Raw genomic sequence first — 20,520 nt, forward strand, 5'->3', positions numbered from 1 at the left:
TGCAAGACCACCCGATATACGCCTTGTTCAGCGTCCGCGCGCCCGCATGAGCGCCGCGCCGAATGCCTTTGCAAAGCTTTCGCGGTCATCCGGGTTGAGGAACGACCCGAGCGGCACGCGCCGTCCTTGCCCCTCGACCGTCATGCTGGTTATGCCGATCATCTCATGGCGCGCAATGTTGAAGCGGGTCCAGAACGGATTGAAGCGATGTTCCTCGCTCCTTCCCGAGGACGCGACCTTGCGAATGTCCAGCCTCGTGCGCGACACCGAAACCTCCTCATGGGCGCGGGCGGCGCGATAGTTCAGCTTGAAGGCGACATAGAGCAGCACCACGTCGAGGCCGAAAAACCCGAAGACCGGCCATGCACCATGCGCGAGAAAGAATGCGCCGGTCGTCAGCCAGCCTCCGGTGACGGTCAGCATCAGGATCAGGAAGCCTTTGCGGCCAAGCGACCTGTGCGGCGTCAGCATCGCTCGAAAAAACGGCTCGTCCGCAGCGCTGGTCGATGTTGTATCGCTCATGGCGCAGATTATAGAGAGGCTATGGCCGATCCAAAAGTCAAAACAACACCTCGCCGGGCAAAATCCGCAAGCCGCCGCCGAAGCGCCTATACGCACGACGAGGTCCATGAAATTTTCCGCAGGTTCGCACTTCAAAGGCCGGAGCCCAAGGGCGAACTCCATTTCGTCAATCCCTTCACGCTTCTGGTCGCCGTGGTGTTGTCGGCGCAGGCGACCGATGCGGGTGTGAACAAGGCGACGGAGGGTCTGTTTGCGGTCGCCGACACGCCGGAGAAAATGCTCGCGCTCGGCGTGGATACCGTTGGCAACCGCATTCGAACCATTGGCCTGTGGCGCAACAAGGCGAAGAATGTGATCGCCCTTTCGGAAGTGCTCATCAGGGACCACCAGGGAAAGGTTCCCCCCGACCGGGACGAACTGGTCAAGCTGCCGGGAGTCGGTCGCAAGACCGCGAATGTCGTGCTCAATATCGCCTTCGGACAGCCGACGATCGCGGTCGACACCCACATTTTCCGCATCGCGAACAGGATAAGGCTTGCTCCCGGCGCTACGCCGGAGGCGGTCGAGCAGCATCTCCTGAGGGTGATCCCGAAGGAATATCTGCTGCACGCGCATCATTGGCTGATCCTGCACGGGCGCTATGTGTGCAAGGCGCGCAAGCCGGACTGCCCGGCCTGCATCATCGCGGACCTGTGCAAGTTTGACGAAAAGTCGTGCTCGGTTCCCGCTCCGATCGTGCAATTGCCGGCGAATGAAGTTTCGCTCATGTGATATTGCGCCGTTAGGGAAAAGGCGAAACTTCGGGGCTAATATCTGGTAGGTTCCCGCATCAGGCTCGGGACTGGAAGGATGCCCTTGCGCCAGCATGAAGATCACGACACCGTCGAAGAGGAGCCCTCGCGCGACGTGGTAGCGGGGGACTCAATCGATTTCGCGGCCGTCCTTTTGATTGTGCTGCTGGCGGTGCTGTCGCTTTGCGCAATCGTCTATTTCGAGAATGGCGACACCACGGCAAAGACCGCTGCCGTGGCGCTTGGCGTAGCCGCCGCTTCCGGCATCGTCGCGGTCTGGCTGCGCGGTCGCCTTTACGGCTTGCGACGTGTTGCATTGTTCCGAAGACAGTCGGAAATCGAGTCTCTCGCGGACCGCATGTGGGAGCTGGAAGAAACCGAACAGCGCTTTCGCGAACTTAGTGACACGCTCGGCGACATCGTGGTTCATCGCAACCGCGAAGGCCGCATCGTCTACGCCAACAAGGTGTTCGCCGGACTGGTCGGAGCGGAACAGCGCAATCTTTCAGGCCGCACTCTTGAGGAGCTTGGCATCGATGTCGGCGTGGTGCCCGACGCGTCGTTCGCCGGAGGCGAGTATCTCAGTTCAACCGATGTGCCGATTTCTGCGCCGAACGGCACGAGGTGGTTTTCATGGGTCGAGCTTACGGTACGTGACAAGCACACCGGCGAAGTCTCGCATCGGGCAATCGCACGCGACATCACCGTGCGCAAGAACGCGGAAGCGGGCCTGATCGATGCCCGCGAGCGGGCCGAACATGCCAGCCGCGCCAAGTCCCGCTTTCTGGCAACCGTGAGCCACGAGATCCGCACGCCCATGAACGGCATTACCGGCATGGCCAAGCTTCTGGCCGGGACCGAGCTTTCCGACGAGCAGCGCACATATGTCAACGCGATCTCGACCTCGGCAACCTCGCTGCTCGCCCTGATCGAGGACCTTCTCGACTTTTCCAAGATCGAGGCGGGCCGCTTCGTGCCGGAACTGCAACGCGTGTCTCCGCGTGAGCTTGTGAACAATGTGATCGAACTGCTCGCCTCGCGCGCCTATGCAAAGGAACTCGGCCTGGGCTGCTATGTCTCGCCCGACGTGCCGATGCGGATCATGGCCGATCCGGGCCGCGTGCGGCAGGTGCTCATCAACCTTGTCGCGAACGCGACGAAGTTTACCGATACGGGCGGCGTGCTGGTCGGCGTGGCCAGCGAGGAAAAGGACGGCCAGCCGATGCTGCGATTCACCGTGACCGACACGGGTCCCGGTCTGGAGAGCAGGGATCTGGACCGGATATTCGAGGAGTTCGAACAGGCGGACGGCACGTCGACCCGCACGAAGGGAGGCATCGGTCTTGGATTGTCCATTTCGCGGCGGCTTGTGCAAGGCATGGGCGGCGAGATCGCGGTGGTGAGCAATCCGGGCAAGGGTTCCGAATTTTCCTTCACGGTTCCCGCCACCCCGGTTGAAATTCCCCGGCTCGAAACGTCCAGTTCGCTCGCCGGGAAAAGGTGCCTTATCCTTTCCGGCAATGCCATCGAGTCCGAAGCTCTGCGACGGACCATCGATGCCTATGGCGGCCATGCGGCGGTCGTCGACAGCATCGAATCCGCCAATGCAATTGCGCGCGAGGGGTGGGACACCGTTCTCGTCGACGCGGGCATGGAGCGGCAGAAGAAGGGACTTCTGGCGCGTCTGCGCAGGGCCGGGCTCGAAAAGGCGGACGCCATTATCGTCATCGGTCCGGACGGGCGCGGCGAACTAGACAGCTTTCAGAAACGCGGCTACGGCAATTTCCTCGTCCGCCCGGTGCGCGGCGAGACCCTGCTGCGGCTTCTGGAAATGCGACTGGGCGACGGAAAGCCAGGCTCGCGAAAGTTGCAGGCTGCATCGCGCCGGACAGCGGATGCGAGAAGCCTGTCGGTGCTGCTTGCCGAAGACAATGAGATCAACGCGCTTCTTGCGCGCACAGCCCTGTCGCGCGCGGGGCACCGCGTGGAAACGGTGAGCGATGGCCGCGCCGCGGTGGAAGCGGTGACGTGCGGGAAATCCGGTACGCGTTTCGACGTCGTGCTGATGGACCTCAGCATGCCGGTCATGGACGGCTTCGACGCCATTGCGATGATTCGCAAGCATGAGGAGCAGCGCGGGCAGAAGCCCACTCCCATCCTGGTGCTCTCGGCCGATAGCCAGGAAAAGACACGCCACGAAGCGATTGCCGGCGGCGCAAGCGGGTTCCTGACCAAGCCCATCGATCCCGAAACGCTGGTGCAGGCCGTGGAAGAGCAGCCGCGAAGCCGCAATTTTGCGCGTCAAGGCACGTGATACCCTGTCACGATGATGTAGTATGCCCATGTTAGCACCCTATTGAATAGGGTCAGGACCTGTTGATTGGACCTTGGGCGCGTGGGAGCATCGAGATGCAGGATATAGCGAAAGATATTTCGGCCGGCGCTGTCTCGCACATGTCTGTCGGCGCGAATTGCCTTCTGGGACGCATCGGTTCGCTCGAGGTGAGGCTTGCCCGCAGCGTCGAGGAAATCGCGGCTGCGCAGGAGGTTCGCTATCGCGTGTTTTGCGAGGAGCTTGGCGCGCAGACGTCCTTGCCGCTGGCTGCAACTGTGCCCGGACGCGATGTCGATTCCTTCGATGCGGTCTGCGACCATCTCATCGTCTGCGACATCAACCTGCCCGGTCCCGATGAACGGCGGGTGGTCGGCACCTATCGCCTGCTCCGGCAGGAGCGCGCGGCGCTGCACGGCGGCTTCTACTCCGTCTCCGAGTTCGAACTGGACGGCCTGGTCGCGCGCAATCCGGGCCTTCGTTTCATGGAGTTGGGGCGCTCCTGCGTGCTGCCCGCCTACCGGACAAAACGCACGATCGAGGCATTGTGGCAGGCGATCTGGGCCTATGTGAACCACCATGAGATAGACGTGATGGCGGGCTGCGCCTCATTCCACGGCACGGTGCCCGCCGCGCATGCGGAGGCTCTCTCCTTTCTCGCCCATCATTGCCGGGCGGAAGGAAACTGGGCCGTGCGCGCCGTCTCCGAACGGTTTTGCCCGATGGATTTGATGCCCGAGGAAGCCGTCAACGCGAAATCCGCGCTGTTGGCGATGCCGCCGCTCATCAAGGGCTATCTGCGGCTTGGCGCGCGCTTCGGCGAGGGATGCGTGATCGACAGGGAATTCGGCACTACCGACGTGTTCGTCGTGCTGCCGGTGTCTTTCATCTCGCAGCGCTACATCAGCTACTATGGCGGAGAAGGCCAGAGCCTCGTGGCCTGATCTTTACTGCATGTGCCGTTTCGACCGCCGGTCGGGAATTTCCTCCGGCCTGCGTCCGGGGCGGCTCCTGTAAGGATAGAGGGTCCAGCCGAACCACAGCGCACCGCCGCGCACGACCAATGCGACCGCGAAGGCGAGCGTCGCGGCAAGTCCCGGCGCTGCCAGCATCCAGTCTGCGATCACATAGGCGGCTGCGCCCGCCCCCGCTGCGCTCACGTAGATTTCGGGACGCAACAAGACCGACTGTTCGCCCGCGACAACGTCGCGCAATATGCCGCCAAAGGTCGCCGTCAGCATGCCCATGACAATGGCTATGACCGGCGAGCCGGTGATCGCCAGCCCCTTGGCCGTGCCCATGGCGGCGAATGCGGCGAGACCTACCGCGTCCAGCCACAGCAGCAACCGCCAGCGCGATTCGACCAGATGCGCCGTGAAGAACACGAGCATGGCCGTCACCACGCAGATCAGGACATAGATGTGGTTTCCCACCCAGAAGACCGGCACGTTGAGAATGACATCGCGCAGCGTTCCGCCGCCTATGCCTGTTATGCCTGCAAGGAAGATGAAGCCGACCATGTCGAGCTGCTTGCGCGAGGCGGACAGCGCGCCGGTCGCCGCGAAGACGGCGACGCCCGCATAGTCGAGGAACTGGATTGATGTCATGTGCAAACCGGCGCGATTGGACGACATCTTGTAGACCGGCCCGGCGTCAATGGAAATCGCGCGACTTCGGCAGCACGCGCACATTGCGCGGATGACCCTGGCGCGGCGGCGGCGTGCTGGCGATCGACGGAACGCCTGGCACGAACGGCGCTGCTTGCGGCAAGGCGACGCCCGCGCGGTCCGCCTGCCACAGGCGGTCGAGTTCCGCCGAGCGGTCAAAGATGCGCTGCGTCATGAGATGCACCACGCCTTCCGGGCTTTTCTGCACCCGGCCTTCCACCGTCATCAGGCGACTGCCCATGACCTCGCGCCGGAAGCGTTCGAATTTGGTCGCCCACATGACGACATTTGTAATGCCTGTCTCGTCCTCCAGCGTGATGAAGATGGCGTTTCCCTTGCCCGGCCTTTGCCGCACCAGAACAATGCCGGCGACATGCGCATACGCCCCGTCGGGCCGCGCGGAGACCGCCTCGCAGGTGAGGATCCGCCGTCGCTCGAAAATGGGCCGCAAGATCTGCATCGGATGGCTTTTGAGCGACAGCCGCATGGTCTGGTAGTCGGTCGCCACATGTTCGCCGAGCGGCATGTCCGGCAGCGCGGCATCCGGTTCTTCGGCAAGCTCCCGCGCATCCGCGACCTGAAACAGCGGCAGCGGATCGTCGTCCGGCAACCGGCTCACTTCCCACAGCGCCTTGCGCCGGTCCAGCCCGATGGAACGGAACGCATCCGCATCGGCCAGTGCGCGCAACGGACGGCCATGCAGGCCCGCGCGAACCGACAGGGCCTCGATGGAATCGAACCCCGCGCCCCGCGTGCCGACGAGTCGTTCCGCTTCCGCCTCGTGTACGCCCTGCGCCTGCCGGAAACCGAGGCGAAGCGCGCACCATTTGCCCGCCTTCTCCTCCAGCGTGTTGTCCCACCGGCTATGGTTGATATCGACCGGCCTTACCTCGACACCATGTTCCCGCGCATCGCGCACGATCTGGGCGGGCGCATAAAAGCCCATAGGTTGCGCGTTCAGCAGTGCGCAGGCGAAAACATCGGGATGATGGCATTTGATCCAGGCGGAAATGTAAACCAGCTTGGCGAATGAGGCCGCATGGCTTTCGGGGAAGCCATAGCTGCCGAAACCCTTGATCTGCTCGAAGCAATCCTTGGCGAAGCCGGGATCGTAGCCGCGCGCCACCATCCGTCCCACCATTATGTCACCGAATTCTCCTATAGTGCCGACATTGCGGAAAGTCGCCATGGCGCGGCGCAGGCGATTGGCTTCCTCGTCGCTGAATTCCGCGGCCACCATTGCAAGTTTCATTGCCTGTTCCTGAAAGAGCGGAACGCCGAGTGTCTTGCCCAACACACCCGCCAGTTCATCGGGCGGTCCATGCTCAGGTGAGGGGGCTGGAAAAACCACTTTCTCGCCCGCCCGCCGCCGCAGATAGGGATGCACCATGTTGCCTTGTATCGGGCCGGGCCGCACGATGGCGACCTGAATGACCAGATCGTAGAATTCCTTCGGCTTCAGGCGCGGCAGCATGCTCATCTGCGCGCGGCTTTCGACCTGGAATACGCCGATGGAATCGCCGCGCTGAAGCATGGCGTAGGTTTCGCCGTCCTCCTTCTTCACGGTGTGGAGTTTCAGGTCGATGTCCTTGTGGTCGCGCAGAAGCTCGAAACTTTTCGCTATGCAGGTCAGCATTCCGAGCGCCAGCACATCGACCTTCATCAGGCCCAGCGTATCGATATCGTCCTTGTCCCATTCGATGAAGGTGCGCTTTTCCATCGCCGCATTGCCGATGGGAACCGTCTCGTCCAGCCTGCCTCGCGACAGCACGAAGCCGCCGACATGCTGGGACAGATGACGCGGAAAGCCGAGCAGCCGCCTGGCGAAGCCGACTGCCCGGACGATTTCGGGATTGTCGGGGTCGAGCCCCGCCTGCCGAACCTGCGTGCGGGTTATGTCGCTTTCGTAGCTGCCCCATTGGGTATTCGCCAGCGCCGCCGTCACATCTTCCGAAAGGCCCAGCGCCTTGCCCGCCTCGCGGATGGCGCTGCGCGGGCGATAATGGATCACCGTCGCGGCGATGCCCGCCCGGTCGCGTCCATATTTCTCATAGAGATACTGGATCACTTCCTCGCGGCGCTCGTGCTCGAAATCGACGTCGATGTCGGGCGGCTCCCGCCGCTCGGTCGAAATGAACCGGGCAAACAGCACATCGTGGTCCTTTGGATCGACCGCCGTGATGCCGAGCACGTAGCAGACCGCAGAATTGGCGGCGGAACCGCGCCCCTGGCACAGAATGCCTTTCGACCTCGCGAACTCCACAATGTCGTAGATGGTGAGAAAGTAGCGCGCATAGTCGAGCTGGCCGATCAGCGCCAGCTCATCATGCAACAATCGCTCGACCTTTTCGGGAATGCCTTCCCGGTAGCACATGGCCGCATGACGCCATGTCAGTTCCTTGAGCCAGCCCTGCGCATCCCTGCCCGGCGGAACAGGCTCATCGGGATAATCATATTTCAACTCACCCAGCGAGAAATCCACCCGCAGGAGAAAATCCTGCGTTTCAGAAATTGCCTGCGGGCAATCCGCAAACAGCCGCGCCATTTCAGCGGGCGCTTTCAAGTGCCGCTCCGCATTGGCTTCCAGCAACCGGCCAGCCCTGTCGATGGACACGCCATGCCGGATGCAGGTCAGGATATCCTGCAAATCACGCTGGCCCGGTTCCGAATAAAGCGCCTCATTGGTGGCCAGTAGCGGCACGTCCGCACCCTCGGCCAATGCCTTCAACGTCGCGAGACGCCGCCGGTCATTTCCGCGCCTGTGCATGGAGGCCGCCAGCCAGACCGCGCCGGGCGCAGCCTCACACAGCTTCGGCAGGAGTCCTTCCATCGGGGAGGACTCATCCGGCGGCATCGCGACCAGAAGCAGGTCGCTCGCATTGCGCAGGAGATCGTCAAGCTCCAGATGGCATTCGCCCTTCTTCGTGCGCCGGTTTCCGAGCGTCAGCAGGCGGCAGAGATTGCCCCAGCCCGTCCTGTTCTGGGGATGCACGACTATATCCGGCGTGCCGTCCGCAAAAACCAGCCGCGCTCCTGTGACCAGCTTGAATGCCTTCGCCCGTTCCCTGAGCAGGTCGCATATATCCGCTGGAACATCCGGCATCTGTTTCTGCCGCCGATATTCGCCGGGACCGGACCCCTCCCGCAATTTGAGCGTCGGCAAGGTGCCTTCTTCCCGCAGGTCCCTCAGCGCCGCATAGGCACGCACCACGCCCGAAACGGTGTTACGGTCGGCAATCCCCAACCCGTCATGGCCGAGCGCGATGGCGCGCAGCACCATATGCTCGCCGGATGACGCCCCTCGAAGGAAGGAAAAATTGGTCGCCGCGACAAGTTCGGCGAAGGCGGGTCCTTCCGTCATGCGAAAAGACCATGCAGGAACCAGCGCCGTTGCCCTTCCTCGCGTTCGAACAATCCTTCGCGGAACAGCCAGAAACGCCGCCCGTGCGAATCCTCGACGCGATAATAATCGCGGGTCGGACGCGTCCCTTCTCCGTGCCACCATTCGGCGGATATACGTTCGGGACCCTCGGCGCGCGCCACCTCATGCAGCACACGCCGCCAGCGAAAGCGGACCGGCGCGCCATCCGGCACTTCCGCCATGGCTTCAATGTTCTGCGGCGGTTCAAACAGGGTCAAGGGGCGGGAGGGCGGTGCGGCTTTTTCCGGCTCGGGCCAGCTTGCAGACACAGCAGGCGCGCCAACAGGCACAAACCCGCCGGCCAGCGCAGGGTCATGGCTGTCGCGCGCGAGCGGGCGCAGGACCTTGTCCGCTCCCTGCCTTGCAACCAGCCGATCGACCAGAATGGCGACGGCGTTCTCGTCTTCCTGCTGTCCGTCGAGGCTTTTTTGCGGCTGCCGGAAAGCCTCCGTACGCAGCACAGACAGGCGCACGAGATCGAAGCCGAACCCCGGGTCGAGCGGGTCGGCCAGCGTCTCGATCCTCAACTTCACGAGGCGGACAATGGAGTCCGGGTCGCGGGCGCCCTGCGCCGTTTCCACACGCAACCGACGCACGATCCCGTCCGACCGGAAGAAACCCGCCTCGAAGAGGCGTCCGCCCAGGCCGCGCCGCTCAAGCATTGCGCAGGTTTCGCGCGCCAGCCCGGACAATACCGACAGCAGGCTGTCGATTTCGCCCAGCGGTTCGGCAAACTGGCGTTCGGCAATGCAGTCCGGCGGCGCACGCAGCGGCGTAACGCGAACATCCTCCTCTCCGACAATGCGGAGCAGCCTGTCCGTCATCGGCTTGCCGAACCGGGCGGCCAGCACCTTGAGCGGTCGTCCGGCGACGTCACCAATGGTTTTCAATCCGGCGCGGGAAAGCGAAATCGTCGTCTCGTTCCCCGCCTGGAGCGCGGCAACCGGCAAGTCCCGAACCGCCTGTCTTTCAGTGCCCGGCGGAACCAGAAGCGTGTTTCCGAACCGCGCCAGCGCACGCGCCGCATCCGGCGTACCCGCCAGGCACATCTTCACCTTGACGCCTGCGCGCGCAAACAGGCGCTGCGCGCGTTCACACAATCCCGCCTCGCCACCGAACAGATGCGCGCAGCCGGTGACGTCCAGCATCAACCCGGCAGGCGCATCGAATGCGACAAGCGGCGTGAACATTTCGCAGGCGAGCGCAAGCCGTTTGACCAGCCGCATATCCGCTGACAGGTCGGCGGGACTGACGCGCACCGCCGGTACACGAGCACGCGCATCCGCCAGCGTCATGCCCGCCACAAGGCCGATCCCGAGCGCACCCTCATTGACGGCCGTGATCTTGAGAGCGCCATGCTCCTTGTCCGTCAGCACCAGCGGCGTTTCATCCGGCGCGCCGCCTTCCGCCAGGCGCTGCCTGTCCGTGGACAGGAAAGGAAACCACAGAGCCAGATAGCGCCTCCGCTCGATCTCGCGATGGACCGGCATTGCCGGTTCCGGCGGCTCCGGTTCTTCTTTTTTCAAATTCTCCTGCATCGGGATTCCACTCCAGCACAAAGGTTTTGGATTCCGCGCCGCGCCTGCTGCGCAAAAGCTCCGCTTCGAAAGCAGGCTGGCCGGGCGCATTGGCGGCGAGCGGCGCGGACGCCAGCGAACGCACACGCCAGCGCGTTTCGGCGGCGGAAGGAACGGGAGAGGCGGCGGAGCGGAGGAAGAACAACCTCACGCCGCTGGCGCGCGCGGCAAGCATCAGGCGACGGCTGGCGGTCAGGTCGTAGAGCGACGTTTCGCCGTTCAGTTCAAGCATGGCTCCCGCCAGCGCCTTGCAGCGTGCAGCCTCCAGCCCCGCCTGAAGCAGGTCCCGCGCATGGCTTGCCTGCACGAGAATCAGCCTGTCCGGGTCGATGCCGTATTCCCGCAGTCCGGATGGATAAACGCCGCCCGTTTCCCCATCCAGAAATGCCTGCCTCACCCAAAGCAGCGGCCCTTGCCTCAGGCTGCGCAGCACGCCGAGACCGAACCCGATCAGCGCCGCATGATCTGCCGGCGCGGCATAGGCTTCATGCAAGGCAGGCTGGAAAAGCGCCCTGAACTCGTTTCCCTCCGATTCCGGCGTTGTGGGACTCGCAAAGACAGGACGCGCCATCGTGCTGGCGCGTTCAATGGAAGTCATGACGGAATCGGAGGCAAAAGAAGTCCGATCCCGCAGCCGCTGGATCGGATCGGGCATCGCATATTTGTTCCTGTTATGTTCCTATTTCAAACGCTTCTTCAGCGTAAGAGTCAAGGGAGGAAAAAACATCCGGCTTAAAGCCGGTCGCAAAGCAAATGGCCCGTCAATGACGGGCCATGGAAAAATGCGGTATTATGGAATAAACTCATTAAACACGATGTTTACATATAGCATTTGCTGTTATACGCACCGCTTATAAGGAACTTATCTGAATACACTAGACCAAATAAGGTTGCGGGTTTGGTCGGCAGGCACGCGAAACTAACCGCCTTGCGGGAAAAGTACCGTGCTGAGATCAAAAACTGACGGTCGATATAGACCATCTGGACGCTGCAATTCGGTTGTTCAATTCGAACGTCGCCACTAAAAGAGTACGTAACCAAGCATCGGGTCGAGAAAGGTTCCGTGAAGCGGTTCCTGTTCAATACGATGTGCGAAGCTAAGGCTCAGTTACGTCTCGCCAGATCAAAGAAATCTGGGCGGCAGATCGCGGCCTTGTTGCTGCAACCTACGCCATGATCCGAAAGCGTGTCGGAGCGTGCATAAAGTCTTGCGTAAACCAGAGCCTCGTTGAAGATGTCGGTTGGACAGAGGACCACGGCGCAAATAGGCGTATAAACTTTGGCAACTGAAAAGGGGCAACCGATAGGCCGCCCCAATCCATTTCTTAAGCCGCCATAGATATTGGGAAGTCGGCGGGAAGTTCCATCGCGGATGGAATTTCGGGAAACAAACGCCCCTTCATCACGTCTGCGATGCGGCCCTGATTGATCTGATAGTACGACGCGATAAGCGCGTAGTTGATGCCCAGATCGCGGGCCAGCTTTATTACCGGAACCATATCCGGCGTGACCTTACGGTCGTGCATGTTCGCATACTCCAAAAAGACCCTTGAAGCGGGGGCCAGGAAATGCGAATCTTTAGCTGCAGCGCTGTTAGATCGTCATTCCCAGCACTCCCGCCCAGCGGGTTGGGTTTGCCCACTGACACCACGGGGTCACATTGCATTTCGGTTTCCGACTGATCTGTTTTGTGGCCCTTTCTGTTATCGCCAGCCGGCCCGGTGCTCAATTGCTGCCGTTCGGCTTGCCGCTTTCAAATGATACCTCCAATCTACGCTCGCGCAGGAATCGCCTCACGCAGCGGCAATCATCGTCTGGCGCGGGCGGTCGGTCAAGAGAAAAGATTCTTCGAACATTTTCTCATCCTCACGATTTTCTTTCTTTCTTGCGCTGATGAGAATATACTACCGCCGATTACGCGTCGATTTTAGATGGAGATTGGCACATGGATTCACGTCAAAGAAGCCCCAGCTATCCAAGCACGCCGCTTGAACAAGCAATTGATATGGCTAGAGAATTACATCTTGTCGAGCGCACGAATCCAGTGGACCGGGAAGTCGCCGCTAAGGCTATGGGCTATAGTGGCATTTCCGGCCGCTCGGCAACTGTACTCTCAAATCTTATCCAGTTTGGGTTACTGGCCAAGACGGGGAAAAACGAGGTCCGTTTGACATCGAGAGCTGTTGAAATCCTTTACCCTGAAACACAAGCTTCCAGAGTGGCGGCGCTTAAAGATGCCGCCAGAGAACCGGAGCTTTTTCAACGTATTATGGATCGCTTCACCGATGGCTTGCCATCCCAAGCGGCGCTTGAGGCGTTCCTTATCAGACAAGGGTTCACGCATACGGCTATTCCCGCCGCATCGCGGGCCTTTTTAGATACCTTTCTCTTTTTGGAGAATGCGATAGGAAGCGAAAGTTATTCACAGGCTGCTCCTGCGGTGCTTGAATCTCAGATAAATCAACAGCTTGAGAGGACCCCGCACATGAACGCTACCCCACTGCCTCCGCCCCGCGCGGATAGACTGCAGGGCAACCCGGATCAAGGACCGCAGCCATACGAAGTCAGCATCCGGCAAAAGATGCTATGGCTATCGGGAACAATTCGCGACCAGGCCGAGGCCGATGATGTAATTGCGGTAATCAACGGCCTCAAATCTATGCTTTCTGCACCGAAGCCCGAATCATCTGAGCCGCCCGCTCCCTTCGATGATTGAGAGTTCTAAGCACGGCGCTGCCAGTAGCCGCAAAGCCTCCCGGATTTAAGTGCGGCGGCAACGGCCCTGACACCCATGGCATACTGGTTGCCACGCGATTTCGGCGGCGTAGGCGTCCAGATATTCACCTGCAACGTGGTGAAGGATGCCGATCTAACGTGACTGCGTTCTACGAAGAACAGGCTAAGAACATACTGAAAGGCGAGCTAAAGCGCCGGGGTATGACCTATGCGCAGCTTGCAGATAAATTGAAGGAGCGGGGAGCGCACGAATCTGGCGAACAAGATGAGCCGAGGAAGCTTCACCGCCGCGTTCTTTATGATGTGTATGGACGCTATCGGGGTTCGGCAGGTGAGCCTAGAAACTCAAAAAGAATATGTGATGGAGGCAAACACGTCATCGTATTTGGTGAGTTTGCTCCATAGTACCGGAAAACTCACGGCGCTCCCGTGATCGCTGCCGGGGCCGGACTATCAAGCGTCCTTTTCGGCCTGTTCATTAACCGGGCCGGGTTCAGGAGCCTCGCTTTTTGCGGGAGCCGCCTTCGGTCCGCCGGTCGATATGCCGACCATTGCCGGGCGCAGAACGCGGTCGCCGATGGAATAGCCCGGCTGGACCACCTGCAACACGGTATTGGCCGGAACATCCGGGTTCGGCACCTCGAACATCGCCTGATGAAAATTCGGGTCGAATTTCTCACCCTGCGGCTCGAGCTTCTTGACGCCGTGGCGCTCCAGCGCGGAAAGCATGGCGCGCTCGGTCAGGTCCACGCCTTCGAACAAGGCCTTGAAAGCGGCATCGCCCGCAGCGCGCGCTTCCGCCGGAATGGCATCGAGGCCGCGGCGCAGATTGTCGGAAACCGTCAGCATGTCGCGCGCGAAATTGGCAATCGCATAAGAGCGCGCATCATGGACATCGCGCGCCGTACGCCGACGCAGGTTCTCCATTTCCGCCGCCAGACGCAGCGCGCGGTCCTTCAAATCCTCATTCTCCTTCATCAGCCTTTCCAGCACTTCGAAATCGCCTTCGGCGCCGGGCGCCGCAGCCTCCTCCACGCGGGGTGCTTCTTCGGATACGGATTCGTCTTTGGGTTTATTGCTCATCACATGACCTTGGAAAGGTTCCAAACTTGCGTCCGATATCGAGGTTCGGCACGCAAAAATCAAGTGCGCGCGAGATAGTCCGAAACGTTCAAGTTTTACGAAAGTTTTACCCTATCTTCAAAGGGCGGGTTCAGAAGAGGCGCCGGTCGGGGCATTATGCGGCCATGACTCCGCGCGGCGCAAAACCCATGCCCCCCAGCGATGTCCGCACCCGAAGCAAGGATGCGGAGATGATCCGACGCATGGTGTCCAGTCCGGCGACGCGCCGCTATGCCGCCTCGCTGCCCCAGTTCGAGGTTCCCGCCGACCTTCCGCCCGACATGGACGAGATGCTCAGACGGCTGGAGAAACTGGAAAACCGGCGGCGGTAACACACTCTACAGCTTCCGCAGGGCGACTTCCTTCACCAGATGATCCGCTCCCTTGCGCAGGATAAGATCGGCGCGGGGCCGCGTCGGCAGAATGTTTTCGCGCAGGTTTTTCAGGTTGATGTTTTCCCAAAGCCCTTCCGCAATGGCGCGTGCGGCATCTTCCGACAATTGCGAATAGCGATGGAAAAATGACTGCGGATCGAGGAAGGCGGTTTCACGCAGGCGCATGAAGCGCTTGATGTACCATTCGTGGATCAGCTCTTCTTCCGCGTCGATATAAATCGAGAAGTCGAAGAAATCGGACAGGAAGGGCACAAATTTGCCGTCGGGGGCCAGCTTTCCCGGCTGCAGAACGTTGATGCCTTCAAATATCAGTATATCGGGCCGGTCGATCATGACGAATTCGCCGGGCAGCACATCGTAGATCAGATGCGAGTACACGGGCGCGGGAACGTCCGCATTGCCCGACTTGATCGCCGAAAGGAAGCGCAGCAACGCACCGACGTCATAGCTGTCCGGAAAGCCCTTGCGGTCCATCATGCTGCGCTCGCGCAGCACTTCGTTCGGCAGAAGGAAGCCGTCCGTCGTGACCAGATCGACCTTCGGGCTCGACGGCCAGCGGGCCAGCAATTCTTTCAGAACGCGCGCCGTGGTCGACTTGCCGACCGCCACCGATCCCGCCACCCCGATGATGAACGGCGTTTTCAGCGCGTCAGGTACATCGAGAAATTTGCGGCGCTGCTCGAACAGAAGCTGGCTCGCCTCCACATGCGCGGAAAGAAGCCGCGACATGGAAAGATAGATGCGCTTGACCTCTTCGAGATCGACCGGATCGTTCAACGACCGCAGCCGCTTGATCTCGTCCGCCGAAAGCGTCAGCGGCGTGTCGGCGCGGAACTGCGACCACTTCTCAGCAGAAAAGAAGCGATAGGGCGAGTATTTCTCGCCGGGTACAAGCTGATCCATGTCCCCTCCCCGACGCCGCAATTTACCCGCCGCGCGACGCCTTTTCGGCGATGCCTGACTGGCCGGTGCGCCGTTCAAGCTCGCTCAGCACCTCCGACAGCGGCACGCCCGCCAACGCCAGTACCACCATCCAGTGATAGATGAGATCGGCGCTTTCCGACACGATGCCCTGCCGATCCTCCTTGACGGCGGCGATCACCGTTTCGACGGCCTCCTCGCCGAGCTTCTGCGCGGCCTTGTTCATCCCCTTTGCGAAAAGCTTCGCGGTCCACGAATCCGGATCGCCCGAACGGCCGCGTTCGGCGACGATCTTTTCGAGGTCCTGGAGCGAAAATGAACTCATTTCAGCCGTTTAGGACGCGAACGCGCCTGAGTCCAGCCGCATCGGCAGTCCGGCCTTCGCCATGAATGCCTTGGCCTCGCCGATCGAATAGGTGCCGAAATGGAAAATCGACGCTGCAAGCACAGCCGTTGCATGCCCGTCGCGGATGCCTTCCACCATATGTTCGAGGGTGCCGACGCCGCCGGACGCGATGACCGGGACGCGCACCGCATCGGCAATCGCGCGCGTCAGCGCAATGTCGTAGCCGGCCTTGGTTCCGTCACGATCCATCGATGTCAGCAATATCTCGCCTGCGCCCAGATCGACGACCTTGCGCGCGAACCCGACCGCTTCGATGCCGGTCGCCTGCCGCCCGCCATGCGTGAAAATTTCCCAGCGCTCGGTTTCCCCCGGCTGTGAGGTTTTCTTGGCGTCGATGGCGACGACGATGCACTGGTTGCCGAATTTGTCGGCGGCCTCGGCCACGAAATCCGGGTTTTTCACGGCAGCGGTGTTGATCGACACCTTGTCGGCGCCCGCCAGAAGCAGCTTGCGGATGTCGGAGACCTGCCTGACGCCGCCGCCTACCGTCAGCGGCATGAAGCATTGCTCCGCCGTGCGCGCGACCACGTCGAAGATCGTTTCGCGATTGTCGGACGACGCCGTTATGTCGAGGAAGCAAAGCTCGTCCGCGCCGGCGGCGTCATAGGCTTTCGCGGCTTCGACCGGATCGCCAGCATCTACCAGATCGACGAAATTGACCCCTTTCACGACCCTGCCGTCCTTGACGTCAAGGCAGGGGATGACGCGTGCCTTCAGGGTCATCGCTTTTCCTCGAACATGGCCGGTTCGGCCTTCAGCGTGCCGCGCAGGATGCCAAGCGCTTCGACCGGATCGATGCGTCCATCGTAGAGCGCGCGGCCTGAAATCGCGCCTTCGAGCTTGCGCGCGTCCGGCATGGTCATGCGCACGATATCGGCAATCGACGCCAGCCCGCCCGAGGCGATCACCGGAATGCCGACGGCGTCGGCAAGCGCAATGGTAGATTCCCAGTTGATGCCGGTCAGCACCCCGTCGCGGTCGATGTCGGTGTAAATGATCGCGGCAACGCCCGCGCCCTCAAAGCGCTGCGCCAGCTCGACAACGCCGAGCGTGGACGCTTCCGCCCATCCTTCCACGGCGACCTTGCCGCCCCTTGCATCGATGCCGACCGCCACCTTGCCCGGAAACAGCTTGCAGGCCTGCTTCACGAGATCGGGATCGCGCACGGCGACGGTGCCGAGGATGACCCGCGCAAGACCCTTGGCCAGCCAGCTTTCGATATGCGCAAGCGTGCGCAGCCCGCCGCCGAGCTGAACCGGGTTGCGTGTCGCCCTGAGGATTGCCTCGACGGCTGCGCCGTTGACGCTTTCACCGGCAAATGCGCCGTTCAGGTCAACCACATGCAGCCATTCGAATCCCTGATCCTCAAAGGCTTTCGCCTGGGCGGCGGGATCGGCGTTGTAGACCGTTGCACGGTCCATGTCGCCGAGCTTGAGGCGCACGCACTGGCCGTCCTTAAGGTCGATTGCGGGGAAGAGAATCATGGTCGCCACCTCAGGAAGTTGGCGATGAGCGCCAGTCCCAGCGTCTGGCTCTTTTCAGGATGGAACTGCGTCCCGGCGCGGTTGCCGTCAGCCACCGCCGCCGTGACCGGCCCGCCATAGTCGGTCACCGCCAGCACCTGTTCAGGCCGCTTCGCATCGATGTGGTAGGAATGCACGAAATAGGCGTGCAGCCCGTTCGGCCCGGTCGGGATGCCGTCGAACAGCGGATGCTGCTGCTTCAAGGTGATGGTGTTCCAGCCGATCTGGGGGACCTTGAGCGACGGGTCGTTCGGCTCGATCTCCTTGACGTCGCCCGCGATCCAGCCGAAGCCTTTGCTGATCTTCTTCTCAAGCCCGCGCTCGGACATGAGCTGCATGCCCACGCAGATGCCGAGAAAAGGGCGGGCGCGCTGCACGGCAACCTCCTCGACTGCTTCCATCATGCCGGGCACGGCAAGCAGTCCGGCAAGGCAATCGGCGTAGGCCCCGACGCCCGGCAGCACGATGCGATCGGCATTGCGCACGGTTTCCGCATCGTCGGTCAGGACAATATCGGCGTTCACGCCGGATTCACGTGAGGCCCGTTCGAACGCCTTGGTCGCGGAACGCAGATTGCCCGATCCATAATCGATGATCGCAACACGCATCAGCCCGCTTCTCCAAAACGCCCGAAGGCAAAGCGCGCCTCGGCTTCATCGCTGTCCCGCGCCTCGATATGGGCTGCCTGATGCCAGTTTTTCCGCTCAAGCGCCGCAATCCGCAGGCGCGCGCCTTCCAGCCCCACAAGCACGCAGATTGCGAACGACAACAGCGCGGCAAACACGCCGTAACCACCCATCGCGGCAAACCTCTCCAGCGCAGCCAGCATCAGCGCGACCGCAAGCGCCTCCAGCCACAGGCGATGCCAGGCGAGCCAAAGCGGCGGCACAAGGAAGCCGAAAACGGAAAACCCGTCCTTTACGAGAACCGTCTCGGCATTGCGACCGGCAGGCGGTTCCATGACCACAAAGCTCGCCATCGCCCAGATCCCGACCCTAGCCCTTCAGGCTTCCCTTGGTGGAAGGCACGGCGTCGGGCTGGCGCGGATCGCGCTCGAGCGCGGCGCGCAGCACCCGGGCCACCGCCTTGAAACAGGTCTCGGCAATGTGGTGGTTGTTCGCCCCGTAATGATTGGTCACATGCAGGGTGATGCCGGCATTCTGGGCGAGCGCATTGAAAAATTCGCGCACAAGCTCGGTGTCGAATGTGCCGATCTTCGGCGCCGAAAAATCGACCTTCCAGACGAGGTAGGGCCGCCCGGAGACGTCCACCGCCGCCCGCGTCAGCGTCTCGTCCATGGCAAGGTCGAGCGAGGCATAACGCATAATGCCACGCCGTTCTCCCAGCGCCTTCGACAGGGCCTGTCCGATGGCGATGCCCGTATCCTCGACGGTGTGGTGGTCGTCTATGTGCAGGTCGCCCTTCGCGAGGATCTTCATGTCGATCAGCGAATGGCGCGAAAGCTGGTCCAGCATATGATCGAAGAAGCCGACGCCGGTGGCGATCTCGGCCTTGCCCGTGCCGTCGACATCGAGGGAAACGGAGATGTCCGTTTCCCGCGTCTTTCGGCTCACTTCGGCGCTGCGTCCAGCCATGACAAATGGTCCTCGCTTGTCCAAGCGGGGCTTCTAGACGATTTATCTTAAGGAATGAAGCGTTTTGGCGCACGTCAGGCATGCGCCAAAACCGCCGGGCGGATCAGGGTTCCCGGATCGCCGTGTCGAGCCCCTTGAGGATGGGGTAGAGAAAATAGGACATCACCTTGCGCTGGCCCACCTTGAGTTCGGCGGTGACCGCCATGCCGGGCAGAAGGAGCACCTCTTCGGTCGGCGTCCGCAGGTCCGTCTTGTCGAGCCGCACGCGGGCCTTGTAGTAGGGTGCTGCGCTCTCGGCTTCCCCGCCATTGCCGCCATTCGCCGAACTGTCATGCGAATAGGCGTCGCGGCTGATGGTGCGGACCGAGCCCGACCCGGTTCCGAATTTCTGGAAGGGGAAGGCGTCGAACTTGAGCCGCGCCTGCGCGTCCGAGGCAACGCGGCCAATGTCCCCGGCGTTGATGGTGACTTCTGCTTCGAGCGGCACGTTGAGCGGCACCAGCGTCAGCACCGGTTCCGCTTCACGCACGACAGAACCGATGGAGCGCTGCGCGAGGTCGAGCACCACCGCATCCGCAGGCGCGGTGAGCTTCACCATGTCACGGCGCAGCTCCATCTTTTTCAGCTCCTCGCCGATCGAATCGCGCTGGCTGCGCTTGTCGGCAAGCGTTTCCATCGTTACCCGGCGGAAATCCTCGATGAAGGCCTGCTTGTCGGCTTCCAGTTTCGCCACCGCGTGCTCCGCCGTCGCCTGCGTTCCAACCGCCTGCGCATAGCTGGCGTCGACCGCCAGACGCGCATCGCGTGAGGTCAGCATATTCATCAGCGAGCCGGTTTCCTGCTTCGCCAGCTTCTCGCGGGCAAGTTCGATCTGCGTCAGCGTCTGCTGCCGTTCCGCGAGGATGGCCTGCTGGTCGGTGCTGGCCGTGATCGCGGCTTGCTGGCCGGCGATCTGCTGGTCGAAATTCTGGATCTGCGCGTCATGGAACGCCTTGCGCTGCGTGAACACCTGAACCTGAAGCATCTCGTCGGGCGAAGACCCTGCTTCCGCCGCATAATTGCGGCCAAGAAGCTCGGCCTCCATGCGCTTGACCTGTGCGTCCAGCGCCGCATATTCCGTGCGCCGACGATCCACATCCGCCTGGCTGAACGTCGCATCCAGCGTCGCCAGCGTCTGGCCCGCCTTGACGACATCGCCCGGCTGTACCTCGATGGTCCGCACGATAGAGGTTTCGAGCGGCTGCACGACGATGGTCGGCTTGGTCGTCACGAGCTTGCCGCGCGCCACGACGACTTCGTCGATGGATGCCAGCGAGGCCCATGTCACTCCGGCAATGATCAGAGCCGTAATCGTGTAAAGCGTGATTCGCGCCACGCGCGGCGGCGCTTTCTCCTCGATCTCGATGGCATCGGGCTGAAATTCGGAAATGATCTCGCGCGTCGCCTTGGGCGCGGCCATCTGCACCGTAACATCGGGCGCGGGCGACGGAACGCCCTTCGCCTCAGCCTCGG

20 protein-coding genes and 1 pseudogene are annotated in these 20,520 nt (G+C 61.8%); 6 read left to right on the forward strand and 15 right to left on the reverse strand.

From position 1 onward, the window contains the following. Positions 1-27: 27 nt before the first annotated feature. Positions 28-522 (reverse strand): DUF2244 domain-containing protein, encoded by a 495-nt coding sequence (locus M9924_07030; GenBank protein MCO5064157.1) that lies wholly within the window; start codon positions 520-522, stop codon positions 28-30. A gap of 21 nt (positions 523-543) precedes the next feature. Between M9924_07030 and nth the strand changes: the two genes are divergently transcribed. The 3 genes from nth (at position 544) to M9924_07045 (ending at position 4,589) form a co-directional block, all read left to right on the forward strand. Beyond that, a complete protein-coding gene (gene nth, locus M9924_07035) occupies positions 544-1,293 on the forward strand; it encodes an endonuclease III (GenBank protein MCO5064158.1) in 750 nt (249 codons plus the stop codon). Between the two features lie 78 nt (positions 1,294-1,371). After that, a complete protein-coding gene (locus M9924_07040) occupies positions 1,372-3,627 on the forward strand; it encodes a response regulator (GenBank protein ID MCO5064159.1) in 2,256 nt (751 codons plus the stop codon). A 140-nt stretch (positions 3,628-3,767) separates the two neighbouring features. Next, positions 3,768-4,589 carry a GNAT family N-acetyltransferase gene (locus tag M9924_07045; GenBank protein ID MCO5064160.1) on the forward strand — a complete coding sequence of 274 codons (822 nt, stop codon included), beginning with the start codon at positions 3,768-3,770 and terminating at the stop codon, positions 4,587-4,589. A gap of 3 nt (positions 4,590-4,592) precedes the next feature. Here M9924_07045 and M9924_07050 read toward each other — a convergent pair whose 3' ends face one another. The 5 genes from M9924_07050 to M9924_07070 all read right to left on the reverse strand — a co-directional run bounded on the left by M9924_07050 (position 4,593) and on the right by M9924_07070 (position 11,836). Then, the gene (locus tag M9924_07050; GenBank protein MCO5064161.1) at positions 4,593-5,252 is read right to left on the reverse strand and encodes a trimeric intracellular cation channel family protein; all 660 of its coding nucleotides are present in this window, start codon (positions 5,250-5,252) and stop codon (positions 4,593-4,595) included. A 46-nt stretch (positions 5,253-5,298) separates the two neighbouring features. Next, positions 5,299-8,673, reverse strand: coding sequence for an error-prone DNA polymerase (locus M9924_07055; protein MCO5064162.1), 3,375 nt, complete (start codon positions 8,671-8,673; stop codon positions 5,299-5,301). Then, the gene (locus M9924_07060; protein MCO5064163.1) at positions 8,670-10,223 is read right to left on the reverse strand and encodes a DNA polymerase Y family protein; all 1,554 of its coding nucleotides are present in this window, start codon (positions 10,221-10,223) and stop codon (positions 8,670-8,672) included. Before M9924_07060 ends, M9924_07055 begins: the two co-directional genes overlap by 4 nt. Continuing rightward, positions 10,120-10,965 carry a hypothetical protein gene (locus M9924_07065; protein MCO5064164.1) on the reverse strand — a complete coding sequence of 282 codons (846 nt, stop codon included), beginning with the start codon at positions 10,963-10,965 and terminating at the stop codon, positions 10,120-10,122. Before M9924_07065 ends, M9924_07060 begins: the two co-directional genes overlap by 104 nt. A gap of 670 nt (positions 10,966-11,635) precedes the next feature. Further along, on the reverse strand, positions 11,636-11,836 hold the full coding sequence (locus M9924_07070; GenBank protein ID MCO5064165.1) for a hypothetical protein: 201 nt from the start codon (positions 11,834-11,836) through the stop codon (positions 11,636-11,638). A 419-nt stretch (positions 11,837-12,255) separates the two neighbouring features. On the opposite strand from M9924_07070, the gene M9924_07075 reads away from it, so the two are divergent. Continuing rightward, entirely contained in the window at positions 12,256-13,026 is a 771-nt protein-coding gene (locus tag M9924_07075; protein MCO5064166.1) for a hypothetical protein, read from the forward strand. A gap of 221 nt (positions 13,027-13,247) precedes the next feature. Continuing rightward, positions 13,248-13,479 (forward strand): annotated as a pseudogene (locus M9924_07080) (DUF6471 domain-containing protein). 20 nt (positions 13,480-13,499) lie between these two features. Here M9924_07080 and grpE read toward each other — a convergent pair. Beyond that, a complete protein-coding gene (grpE, locus tag M9924_07085; GenBank protein ID MCO5064167.1) occupies positions 13,500-14,129 on the reverse strand; it encodes a nucleotide exchange factor GrpE in 630 nt (209 codons plus the stop codon). A 230-nt stretch (positions 14,130-14,359) separates the two neighbouring features. Between grpE and M9924_07090 the strand changes: the two genes are divergently transcribed. Further along, positions 14,360-14,500, forward strand: coding sequence for a hypothetical protein (locus M9924_07090; GenBank protein MCO5064168.1), 141 nt, complete (start codon positions 14,360-14,362; stop codon positions 14,498-14,500). Between the two features lie 6 nt (positions 14,501-14,506). Here M9924_07090 and coaA read toward each other — a convergent pair whose 3' ends face one another. The 8 genes from coaA to M9924_07130 form a co-directional block, all read right to left on the reverse strand. After that, a complete protein-coding gene (coaA, locus tag M9924_07095) occupies positions 14,507-15,466 on the reverse strand; it encodes a type I pantothenate kinase (GenBank protein MCO5064169.1) in 960 nt (319 codons plus the stop codon). A gap of 22 nt (positions 15,467-15,488) precedes the next feature. Next, positions 15,489-15,809: a phosphoribosyl-ATP diphosphatase gene (locus M9924_07100; protein MCO5064170.1), complete on the reverse strand. Its 321-nt coding sequence runs from the start codon at positions 15,807-15,809 to the stop codon at positions 15,489-15,491. A gap of 9 nt (positions 15,810-15,818) precedes the next feature. Further along, positions 15,819-16,613 carry an imidazole glycerol phosphate synthase subunit HisF gene (gene hisF, locus M9924_07105; protein MCO5064171.1) on the reverse strand — a complete coding sequence of 265 codons (795 nt, stop codon included), beginning with the start codon at positions 16,611-16,613 and terminating at the stop codon, positions 15,819-15,821. Then, positions 16,610-17,374, reverse strand: coding sequence for a 1-(5-phosphoribosyl)-5-[(5-phosphoribosylamino)methylideneamino]imidazole-4-carboxamide isomerase (gene hisA / locus M9924_07110; protein MCO5064172.1), 765 nt, complete (start codon positions 17,372-17,374; stop codon positions 16,610-16,612). The genes hisF and hisA overlap by 4 nt, the downstream gene beginning before the upstream one ends. Further along, the gene (hisH, locus tag M9924_07115; GenBank protein MCO5064173.1) at positions 17,371-18,021 is read right to left on the reverse strand and encodes an imidazole glycerol phosphate synthase subunit HisH; all 651 of its coding nucleotides are present in this window, start codon (positions 18,019-18,021) and stop codon (positions 17,371-17,373) included. Before hisH ends, hisA begins: the two co-directional genes overlap by 4 nt. Continuing rightward, positions 18,021-18,392 (reverse strand): DUF2628 domain-containing protein, encoded by a 372-nt coding sequence (locus tag M9924_07120; GenBank protein ID MCO5064174.1) that lies wholly within the window; start codon positions 18,390-18,392, stop codon positions 18,021-18,023. The genes hisH and M9924_07120 overlap by 1 nt, the downstream gene beginning before the upstream one ends. A gap of 16 nt (positions 18,393-18,408) precedes the next feature. Next, positions 18,409-19,008 (reverse strand): imidazoleglycerol-phosphate dehydratase HisB, encoded by a 600-nt coding sequence (gene hisB / locus M9924_07125; GenBank protein ID MCO5064175.1) that lies wholly within the window; start codon positions 19,006-19,008, stop codon positions 18,409-18,411. Positions 19,009-19,111: 103 nt separating this feature from the next. Then, complete coding sequence (locus M9924_07130; GenBank protein ID MCO5064176.1) at positions 19,112-20,467, reverse strand: HlyD family type I secretion periplasmic adaptor subunit; 1,356 nt, start codon at positions 20,465-20,467, stop codon at positions 19,112-19,114. Positions 20,468-20,520 lie beyond the last annotated feature (53 nt).

The organism is Rhizobiaceae bacterium (assembly GCA_023953835.1).
Taxonomy (GTDB): Bacteria; Pseudomonadota; Alphaproteobacteria; order Rhizobiales; family Rhizobiaceae; genus Mesorhizobium_G.

Excerpts from the sequence above, each read along its gene's own strand:
- coaA (MCO5064169.1), bottom strand. The coding sequence starts at position 15,466 with ATGGATCAGCTTGTACCCGGCGAGAAATACTCGCCCTATCGCTTCTTT.
- M9924_07120 (MCO5064174.1), bottom strand. The coding sequence starts at position 18,392 with ATGGCGAGCTTTGTGGTCATGGAACCGCCTGCCGGTCGCAATGCCGAG.
- M9924_07030 (MCO5064157.1), bottom strand. The coding sequence starts at position 522 with ATGAGCGATACAACATCGACCAGCGCTGCGGACGAGCCGTTTTTTCGA.
- M9924_07100 (MCO5064170.1), bottom strand. The coding sequence starts at position 15,809 with ATGAGTTCATTTTCGCTCCAGGACCTCGAAAAGATCGTCGCCGAACGC.
- hisF (MCO5064171.1), bottom strand. The coding sequence starts at position 16,613 with ATGACCCTGAAGGCACGCGTCATCCCCTGCCTTGACGTCAAGGACGGC.
- M9924_07040 (MCO5064159.1), top strand. The coding sequence starts at position 1,372 with ATGCCCTTGCGCCAGCATGAAGATCACGACACCGTCGAAGAGGAGCCC.
- M9924_07055 (MCO5064162.1), bottom strand. The coding sequence starts at position 8,673 with ATGACGGAAGGACCCGCCTTCGCCGAACTTGTCGCGGCGACCAATTTT.
- M9924_07060 (MCO5064163.1), bottom strand. The coding sequence starts at position 10,223 with ATGCCGGTCCATCGCGAGATCGAGCGGAGGCGCTATCTGGCTCTGTGG.
- M9924_07090 (MCO5064168.1), top strand. The coding sequence starts at position 14,360 with ATGATCCGACGCATGGTGTCCAGTCCGGCGACGCGCCGCTATGCCGCC.
- M9924_07045 (MCO5064160.1), top strand. The coding sequence starts at position 3,768 with ATGTCTGTCGGCGCGAATTGCCTTCTGGGACGCATCGGTTCGCTCGAG.
- grpE (MCO5064167.1), bottom strand. The coding sequence starts at position 14,129 with ATGAGCAATAAACCCAAAGACGAATCCGTATCCGAAGAAGCACCCCGC.
- hisA (MCO5064172.1), bottom strand. The coding sequence starts at position 17,374 with ATGATTCTCTTCCCCGCAATCGACCTTAAGGACGGCCAGTGCGTGCGC.
- hisH (MCO5064173.1), bottom strand. The coding sequence starts at position 18,021 with ATGCGTGTTGCGATCATCGATTATGGATCGGGCAATCTGCGTTCCGCG.
- hisB (MCO5064175.1), bottom strand. The coding sequence starts at position 19,008 with ATGGCTGGACGCAGCGCCGAAGTGAGCCGAAAGACGCGGGAAACGGAC.
- M9924_07130 (MCO5064176.1), bottom strand. The coding sequence starts at position 20,467 with ATGGCCGCGCCCAAGGCGACGCGCGAGATCATTTCCGAATTTCAGCCC.
- M9924_07075 (MCO5064166.1), top strand. The coding sequence starts at position 12,256 with ATGGATTCACGTCAAAGAAGCCCCAGCTATCCAAGCACGCCGCTTGAA.
- M9924_07070 (MCO5064165.1), bottom strand. The coding sequence starts at position 11,836 with ATGCACGACCGTAAGGTCACGCCGGATATGGTTCCGGTAATAAAGCTG.
- M9924_07065 (MCO5064164.1), bottom strand. The coding sequence starts at position 10,965 with ATGCCCGATCCGATCCAGCGGCTGCGGGATCGGACTTCTTTTGCCTCC.
- M9924_07050 (MCO5064161.1), bottom strand. The coding sequence starts at position 5,252 with ATGACATCAATCCAGTTCCTCGACTATGCGGGCGTCGCCGTCTTCGCG.
- nth (MCO5064158.1), top strand. The coding sequence starts at position 544 with ATGGCCGATCCAAAAGTCAAAACAACACCTCGCCGGGCAAAATCCGCA.